Raw genomic sequence first — 8497 nt, 5'->3', positions numbered from 1 at the left:
TTATCTCGAATCCAAGTCTTCAAGATTATGCCTCTTATATGGAATAACACCTCTTATACTCCAAAACAAAATATATCACCAGATTGCCAATTGCGTATTTGTAGTAATCTATTATAATGTAAGGATAATAGACTGTGGAGTAAGGATGATTGAATGAGTTCTATCTATTGTCGATATTGTGGAAAAGAGATAAAAGATCGAGATGAGTTGGTAACGGCAACGAATTATTTTCGTATTCAACCTTATCATTGGCGTTGTTTTGGGAAAGTAGAAGAAGAAACGATTGCTGTTACGAAAACATGGAAACCATTAAACGGTCCATCTGGAACTATCTCCGTAGTGTTGATGCTTTTGTTAGCTGCTGTGATGGCGTTCACTGATGTGTTGGGGGAGATTGGGAATTTGATTGGGGTACTAAGTTTGTATCCCATTATTTTAAGAGTATTATCTTACTTTTTATTTGAAAGTAAGGTGCCAGATTTACAAAAAACAAAATAAGTGAACGAAAGGAAACGACTGTCATAGTGGTTTCCTTTTTCTATATTTTGTCACCAAACAAGTTTTCTGGTCACGATAAACAAATTATGGTAGAGTAGTTACGTTGCTTTGAAAAACGATATGCATACACCATTTGTAAAGAGGTTTAGGACTCGTCATTCGTTCTATAGGAGAAAGGGGAATGACTAGATGAAAAACCATCCGGATTATCAAGAAGAGTTGGATCGATTAACATTTACAAAAGCGTATATGGACTCTGTGATTGCCGCTCAGGAAACAGATCAAGAAACATTGAAACAACGACAACAAGAAACAGTGGAAGCGTTAGATTTTAAGGATAGTAGTTTGAAGTACCAAGATATGCTCGCTCATTCCAATTTTATGAAAATGTCCAAAGAACAACTAGAAAACCTCAGGAAACTTCGAAAGAAACCGTATTTTGCCCGCATTAATTACCATCGTAAAGAAAAACCAGAAGAAGAAATATTCTACATAGGAAAAGTATCGTTATTTGACCGCGAAACCCAACAACCTATCATCTTAGATTGGCGATCTCCTCTTGCTAATGTTTACTATGAGGGGAGGTTAGGAGATGTGAGCTATGAAGCTCATGGAGAGACGTATGAAGGGAATGTCTCTTTAAAACGTCAGTATTCTATAGAAGAAGGGGAACTTCAGGATTTTCGAGACATCGATATCACCACAAAAGATGATTTACTACAAGAATCCCTTTCTCAAAATGCAGATCACCGCCTGAATGAAATAGTTTCAACAATTCAAGAAGAACAAAACCGAGTCATACGTGCAGACTTACGAAAGCCAATTATTGTTCAAGGTGCTGCTGGTAGTGGAAAAACCACTATTGCATTGCACCGTGTTTCTTACTTTTTGTACACACTAAAGGATATTTTTCATCCGGAGGAAATGCTCATCCTCGCCCCAAACCGACTATTTATTGACTACATGAAAGAAGTTCTACCTGAACTAGGTGTCGATAAAGCCAGATCAACGACATATATTGATTTTGTAAAATTAGTAACTAAGCACTCCTTCCATGTAAGAACCCAACATGAAACATTAATGAATGTACTAGAAAGTGGGGCGGAAGATGATGCAAGGTTAGAAGTTGCTTCGCTAAAAGGAGATGCTTCATTTCAAAGTATTCTTGATCGGTATGTAAATGAAATGAAGAAAGAGTTCTTCGTCGAGGAAGATATAACAATAGGTGGTTTTCGAGTCGTTAATGGAAAGAAGATTAAGAGGATGTTCATTGAGGATTATGCTTATCTTCCTTTTTATAAACGTAAGAAAAAAATAAGACAGGTTTTAACCAGTGATGTTCGACGTAAGAAGAAAGTAATCATAGAAAAGCTCTCAAAAAAGTATGATGATGAGTTAGACAAAGCTTTGTATGGAATAAAAGATGCTGATAAAAGAAAAAGAAGAGTTACCTTTTTATTAGATAAAAAGGAAGAAAAACTTCAAGAAGTGGAAAAAGAAGCAAAAAAAGTAGTATCAGCCCATATGAAGAAGTTCCCAAATTATAATCTCACCCAATATTTTAAGCGAATGTACCAAGACGAAGCTATCTTTGAGAAAGTGGTTAATCCAACTTTATCTAAACCTCAAAACCAAAAACTTCGTCATCATACCATGACAAATCTGAAGCACAAAACCATTGATGCGGAAGATTTAGCAACTCTTTTGTACTTACAGGCAATCTTATTTGGAATAGAATCTGACTTTAAAGCAAAAAAAGTAGTCATGGATGAAGCTCAAGATTATTCCTTTATGGAATTTGTAAGTTTACGTCGAGCACTAAATACAGAGTTATTTACGATTGTAGGAGATTTAGCTCAAGGCATTTATCAATATAGAGGCCTTCCATCATGGCAGTTATTACAAAATAAGCTCTTTACATCACCAAATTACTTAACACTTCAAAAAACGTATCGTACGACCATTGAAATCATGAATGTAGCAAATGAGTTACTCAATTATATGACAGAATCCGTTCCTAAAGCAGAGCCAGTTGTACGACATGGCGACAAGCCCGTATTCTACTCAATGGAGCAAAAAGGTTGGGAAACAGAATTAGTGGAAAGATATAAATCCCTTAAAAGGAAAGGTGTAAAAACATTTGCTTTTATAGGGAAATCCAAACAAGAATGTCAACTTATCTATGACCATTTACAGCCTTTTTTCCCTGATACCATTCAATTATTAGGAGAAGAGGAAGAAATGGTAACAGATAAGATTATCGTATTACCAATTTATTTATCAAAAGGTTTAGAGTTCGATTGTGTCTCTTTAATGAGTTTTCAAGAGGGTTATCATTTCCATGAACTTGATATGAAATTGCTTTATGTGGCAATGACTCGTCCATTGCATTATCTTTACTTTTATGGAAAGCAATATAGTGATTTTTTATTAGACCATATTCCTGAAGCCAAGTATTTATAAAAGACTTAATACGATCTAACGAGGACTTCCATTTGGAAGTCCTTTCCTTTTGTTATAGCAAAAATCGATTATGAAGAAGGATATCTAAGAGAAATGATAAGAACCCATAAGGATCGAAGGTAGTTTACCTTATTGAAAGAATTTGAGCTAATACTCTTATTTTTCAGACGAGGCGTCTTTTGAGTTGTGGTGGCGATTTTATATACAATTGTATTCGTTGCCGCTAACAGAGCAGGAGGAAAAAGCTATGTTACTTATATCCATCGAAGATCTTACACCAGATCAGCTTGATACTATTTCTACATATTTGCCCCAAGACATGTTGGTGTATCATGTCACATCCCCTGAGGAAATAGTAACCATCCCATACCAGGATGTTCAAATTTGGATTACATATGGAGAGGATGTTACCGAAGAATGGCTTGAGCACATGCCGAATCTTTTGTGGATTCAACTTTTCCAAGCAGGTGTTGAACACTTACCTCTTGGCAAAATTAATAATCGTTCTATTCTATTAACGAATATGAAAGGGATACATAGTATCCCTATGACGGAATATGTGTTAAGCATGATGTTTTATTCCGCAGGAAATTTATCAAATTTTGAACAGCTTCAAAAAAAGCGATATTGGGATGAAGCTGCTCAATTTCAAGAACTCCATCGAAAGTCTGTTACGATTTTTGGTGCAGGTACAATAGGAGTGGATATAGCAAGAGCTTTGAAATCATTAGGGCTACACGTAGCTGGAGTGAATACAAGCGGAGTGAAGAAAGAGCCTTTTGATGAGATGTATCAATTAAATGAGCGATTTAAGCCTTTAGCTGAAAGTGACTTCGTTATTTTATTAATGCCTATTACAGATGACACTAAATGTTGTATTGGTTATGAAGAATTAAACATTATGAAAGAATCCTCATGTTTGATCAACATTGGTAGGGGTCCTCTAATAGATGATAAAGCTCTAATTGATGCTTTGGAACATAAAAAAATTGGACAGGCTATTTTAGATGTTTTTGTGGAAGAGCCTTTGCCCAATGACCATGCATATTGGTACCTACCTAACGTAATGGTGACACCTCATGTAGCAGCGAAGTCCCCAATGTATCTCGATCGTTGCATAGAACAACTTGCAGACAATATAAAAGCCTATGTAAATAATACTACGATGAAGTATGTTGTAAATGTTCAACAAGGCTATTAGGAGGTAAAACAATGTCATATAATCGAACGTTTCATTCAGTAGAAGAAGAAAGACAGTATGTGAAGGAAAAGTTGGCTGCGTCCTTTCGTTTATTTTCAAAATTTGGATTTAATGATGGGTCAGCTGGACACATTACAGTACGGGATCCAGAGAACAAGCACCACTTTTGGGTGAATCCGTTTATGGTCCATTTTAGCCAAGTAAAAGCTTCCGAACTATTATTGATAGACGAAGATGGTAACGTTCTTAAAGGTGATTATGGGAACGGTATCAACGGTGCTGCTATAGCGATTCACTCAGCAATTCACAAAGCAAGACCCGATGTGAATGCTGCGGCACATGCTCATTCACCTTATGGCATGGCTTGGTCTACTCTTGGGAGGACACTTGATCCAATAACGCAAGATGCTTGTACATTTTATGATGACCACTCAATCTTCAATGACTATACTGGCGTCGTTTATGATGACTCTGAAGGAGATCGCATTGCCAAAGCTCTTGGTAACAATAAGGCGGTTATATTGCAAAATCATGGGTTGCTGACAACTGGTCAGACCGTAGATGAAGCTGCTTGGTGGTTTATTGCAATGGAGCGAGCGTGTCAAGTACAAATGACGGTGGAATCAACTGGGTCAAAACCACTTCTTATTAATGCAGAACATGCAGCACATACTCAAAAGCAAATGGGGCTACCTGAAATCGGTAGAGAAGAATTCAAGCCTTTATACGATATGATTACGAAAGAACAACCTGATTTATTAAAGTAGTAACAAAAAGGAGAGAGATGATGAAGAAAGTATTAATTATAGTAAGTTCACTTATACTAATGATTCTTGCAGCTTGTGGAAGTGAAGGAGCCAGTAGCTCAGGATCTGATTCTGAATCAGATAAAAAGAAAATAGACAAGATTGTATTAGCCGATGCAGGATGGGATAGTATCCGTTTTCATAATAGTGTTGCTCAAACCATTATTGAAAATGGATATGGATATAAGACTGATGTAACAAATGGTTCCACAGCTGCCACCATTCAAGGATTACGTCAGGGTGACATTAACGCTTATATGGAAGTTTGGACAGATAACATTAAAGAATTATACACAGAGTCAATTGAATCAGGTGATATTGAGAAAGTAGCAGTTAATTTTGATGACAATAAACAAGGACTTTGGGTTCCAACTTATGTTATTGAAGGAGATGAAGAGCGTGGTATTAAAGCTGCTGCTCCTGATTTAAAGACAGTAAAAGACCTAGAACAATATAAAGATGTATTTGAAGACCCTGAGAAACCAGGTAAAGGAAGGATTATTGGAGCACCATCCGGCTGGGCACTAAGTGAATACTTAGCAACTAAAGTAGAAACATATGGCTTACAAGAAGAATATAACTATTTCCGCCCAGGTTCTGATGCTGCTATTGTAACGTCACTTGCCTCAGCTTATGAAGCTGGTGAACCTTGGGTTGGATACTACTGGTCTCCAACCTGGGTAACTGCAAAATATGACATGACACTACTAGAAGAGCCAGAATTTAATGAGGAACAATGGGAGAAGAATCGTGGTACTGAATTCCCTCCTAATGATGTTGTGGTAGCAGTGAATAGTAATTTACCAGATCAAGCGCCAGAAGTAGTTGATTTTCTATCAAACTATGAAACAAGCAGTGATTTAACAGGAGAAGCGTTAAAATATATGAAAGATGAAGATGCTTCTGCTGATGAGGCAGCTATCTGGTGGATGAAAAAACATGAGGACTTATGGTCTGAGTGGGTATCAGAAGAAGCTGCTACTAAAGTAAAAGAAGCAATTAAGTAACAGTATAGTAAGTTTTAATTGGTAACAAAACTAAGTCGACGTTTACTAACATACCTTATAAAAAGGGATGAGTAAGGACTGTCTAGTACCCCAAAATAAATTCACCATTGTTGTGCTTATACAAACACTAGAAGTAATAGACTATTCTATACAATTTTGAAACAAGCAATCAATTAACTGTAGAGGCTTTGAAGTGCACAAAAGAGTATGATGCTTCACTAGAATAAGTAACAATATGGTGGATGAGACAGCTTGAAGAATTAAGGACAGAGTATCAGATAAGCAACTGAGAAAATAGTGACACTCTACAATGACAATAAAAAAAGTAGTTGACCACATCTACTGGCCAACTACTTTTTTTATACATGAACTATACCATAAATTAAATTAGAGAGAGGGAAAGCTAATGAATGAGCACTTTCCAGATATACAACTTAGTTTAGGAGACTATGTAGAAAGCTTTATAATGTGGATCAATGATGTTTTTGCTCCACTATTTGATTTTATTTTCTTCATTGCCTCTAGAACGATGCTAGGAATCGAACAAGGTTTGTTGTTCTTACCTTGGTGGTTATTTATCATTTTAGTATTTTTAATGGGATGGCGTTTTAAATCAATTGCTGCGGGTGTATTATATGGATTTTTTATATTTTTAGTTGGAACGTTTGGACTATGGGAAGTTCTTATGACGACGATTGCAATAGTAATAACATCCGTGTTTATTTCGTTACTATTTGGAATACCATTAGGTGTTTGGATGGCCTTTAGTAAAGGATTTTCTTTTGTAATGAGGCCGGTACTAGATGCCATGCAAACGATGCCGAGTTTCGTTTACTTGATTCCTGCTATCTTCTTTTTTGGGTTAGGGAATGTGGCCGCTGTATTTGCGACTCTAATCTATGCTATTCCTCCAGTTATCCGTTTAACAGAATTAGCAATACGAAATGTAAATGCTGAAGTAATTGAGTCAGCTGAGTCATTTGGGTCATCAAGGTGGCAAATGTTGAAAAAGGTGCAACTTCCACAAGCATTACCGACGATTATGGCTGGAGTAAACCAAACGACAATGATGGCATTGGCTATGGTAGTTATTGCATCAATGGTAGGTGCAAAAGGACTTGGAGAACAAGTATTGATTTCCATCAATCGTATTGACTTATCCCTTGGATTCGAAGCGGGAATTAGTATTGTATTTTTAGCTATTTTAATTGATCGTATTACAGGTGGTATCGCAGACCGCTTCCAAAAACATAGGGGGGCAAACTAATGAGTGAAAAAATGAGAATTGAAAATATATCAAAAATATTTGGACCGAAGCCAAAATCGATTATTCCTATGGTGAAAGAAGGAAAGGAAAAGGATCAAATACTTGATGAGACAGGCCACACTGTTGGGGTATATAATGCATCTATGAATGTGAATCAGGGAGAAATCTTCGTTATTATGGGGCTTTCAGGTAGTGGTAAGTCTACATTAATCCGTTGCTTAAATGTATTAAATAAACCCACTTCGGGGTCAATCTATGTAGATGATGAAAATATTTTGGATTACAACCACAGTCAATTAAAAAAATTTAGACAAGATAAAATTGCGATGGTCTTTCAGCATTTCGGTTTATTTAGTCACCGTACCGTTCTTGGGAATGTAGAGTATGGTTTGGAAATTCGAGGGATTTCAAAAGAAGAACGACATGAAACAGCTATGAAAAATATTGAAGTGGTAGGTCTTAAAGGGTATGAAGAGAAATACCCTGATGAACTGTCAGGCGGTATGCAACAGCGTGTAGGTTTAGCTCGCGCACTTGCGAATGACCCTGATATACTTCTAATGGACGAGCCGTTTAGTGCATTGGATCCATTAATTCGTCGAGAAATGCAACTTGAGCTGTTAGATATTCAAGAACGTCTTCAAAAAACTATCATCTTCATTACGCATGATGTAAACGAGGCATTCAAGATTGGTGACCGTGTAGCCGTGATGAAAGATGGAAAAGTTGTTCAAATTGGTACACCTGAAGAGATTCTAGAAGAACCAGCTAACGATTATATAGCTAATTTCATAGCGGATATCGACCGATCAAAGGTATTACGAGCTGAGCATATCATGATAAAGCCAAATGCTCTAGTGTCTAATAAAGATGGGTTGAAAGTAGGAATTAGAGAGATGGAAGAGAACGGCATATCTAGTGTGTTCGTTGTTGATCGTCAGCGCCATCTGCAAGGATTAGTGACGATTGATGATGCGGTAGAAGGCGTTAGAAGTAAAAAAACGCTTCAAGAAGTTATGAAAACAGACGTAATTCAAACCGTATCAAAAGATGAGTATGTAAACGAACTTATTCCAAAGGCCTTGGATTCAAAATATCCACTTGCCGTAGTAAATGAAGAAAATCGAGTAGAAGGATTTATTCTAAGAGTGCATGTATTATCTGGATTAGTTGCGGAAGAAAAAGATGATAAAGTAGAGTCGCAGGAGAGCGATTATACGGATTCAGTAACTGTTTAATACTATATTGAATATAG

The 8497-nt window shown here is 36.7% G+C and carries 7 protein-coding genes; all 7 read left to right on the top strand.

Translation table 11 applies throughout. The features are described from left to right. The first annotated feature begins 153 nt into the window (after positions 1 to 153). Positions 154 to 498, top strand: coding sequence for a hypothetical protein (locus N782_RS08500; protein ID WP_036818466.1), 345 nt, complete (start codon positions 154 to 156; stop codon positions 496 to 498). A gap of 189 nt (positions 499 to 687) precedes the next feature. Beyond that, positions 688 to 2961, top strand: a complete 2274-nt coding sequence (helD, locus tag N782_RS08495) for an RNA polymerase recycling motor HelD (RefSeq protein ID WP_036818463.1) — start codon at positions 688 to 690, stop codon at positions 2959 to 2961. A 247-nt stretch (positions 2962 to 3208) separates the two neighbouring features. Beyond that, entirely contained in the window at positions 3209 to 4162 is a 954-nt protein-coding gene (locus tag N782_RS08490; RefSeq protein ID WP_052111255.1) for a D-2-hydroxyacid dehydrogenase, read from the top strand. A gap of 11 nt (positions 4163 to 4173) precedes the next feature. Beyond that, positions 4174 to 4929, top strand: a complete 756-nt coding sequence (locus tag N782_RS08485) for a class II aldolase/adducin family protein (RefSeq protein WP_036818461.1) — start codon at positions 4174 to 4176, stop codon at positions 4927 to 4929. Positions 4930 to 4949: 20 nt separating this feature from the next. Further along, complete coding sequence (locus tag N782_RS08480; RefSeq protein WP_036818460.1) at positions 4950 to 5975, top strand: ABC transporter substrate-binding protein; 1026 nt, start codon at positions 4950 to 4952, stop codon at positions 5973 to 5975. A 406-nt stretch (positions 5976 to 6381) separates the two neighbouring features. Beyond that, on the top strand, positions 6382 to 7242 hold the full coding sequence (locus tag N782_RS08475; RefSeq protein ID WP_036818458.1) for an ABC transporter permease: 861 nt from the start codon (positions 6382 to 6384) through the stop codon (positions 7240 to 7242). Next, positions 7242 to 8480, top strand: a complete 1239-nt coding sequence (locus N782_RS08470; RefSeq protein WP_052111254.1) for a quaternary amine ABC transporter ATP-binding protein — start codon at positions 7242 to 7244, stop codon at positions 8478 to 8480. Before N782_RS08475 ends, N782_RS08470 begins: the two co-directional genes overlap by 1 nt. Positions 8481 to 8497 lie beyond the last annotated feature (17 nt).

Origin of the sequence: Pontibacillus yanchengensis Y32 (genome assembly GCF_000770635.1) — a bacterium.
GTDB classification, from domain to species: domain Bacteria; phylum Bacillota; class Bacilli; order Bacillales; family BH030062; genus Pontibacillus; species Pontibacillus yanchengensis.
The sequence above is the reverse complement of the archived record's forward strand: the minus strand, read 5'-3'. Positions and strand labels throughout refer to the sequence as shown.

Bases quoted from the DNA above. Each gene is read 5' to 3' on its own strand.
- N782_RS08500 (WP_036818466.1), top strand. From the start codon at position 154: ATGAGTTCTATCTATTGTCGATATTGTGGAAAAGAGATAAAAGATCGA.
- helD (WP_036818463.1), top strand. From the start codon at position 688: ATGAAAAACCATCCGGATTATCAAGAAGAGTTGGATCGATTAACATTT.
- N782_RS08490 (WP_052111255.1), top strand. From the start codon at position 3,209: ATGTTACTTATATCCATCGAAGATCTTACACCAGATCAGCTTGATACT.
- N782_RS08485 (WP_036818461.1), top strand. From the start codon at position 4,174: ATGTCATATAATCGAACGTTTCATTCAGTAGAAGAAGAAAGACAGTAT.
- N782_RS08480 (WP_036818460.1), top strand. From the start codon at position 4,950: ATGAAGAAAGTATTAATTATAGTAAGTTCACTTATACTAATGATTCTT.
- N782_RS08475 (WP_036818458.1), top strand. From the start codon at position 6,382: ATGAATGAGCACTTTCCAGATATACAACTTAGTTTAGGAGACTATGTA.
- N782_RS08470 (WP_052111254.1), top strand. From the start codon at position 7,242: ATGAGTGAAAAAATGAGAATTGAAAATATATCAAAAATATTTGGACCG.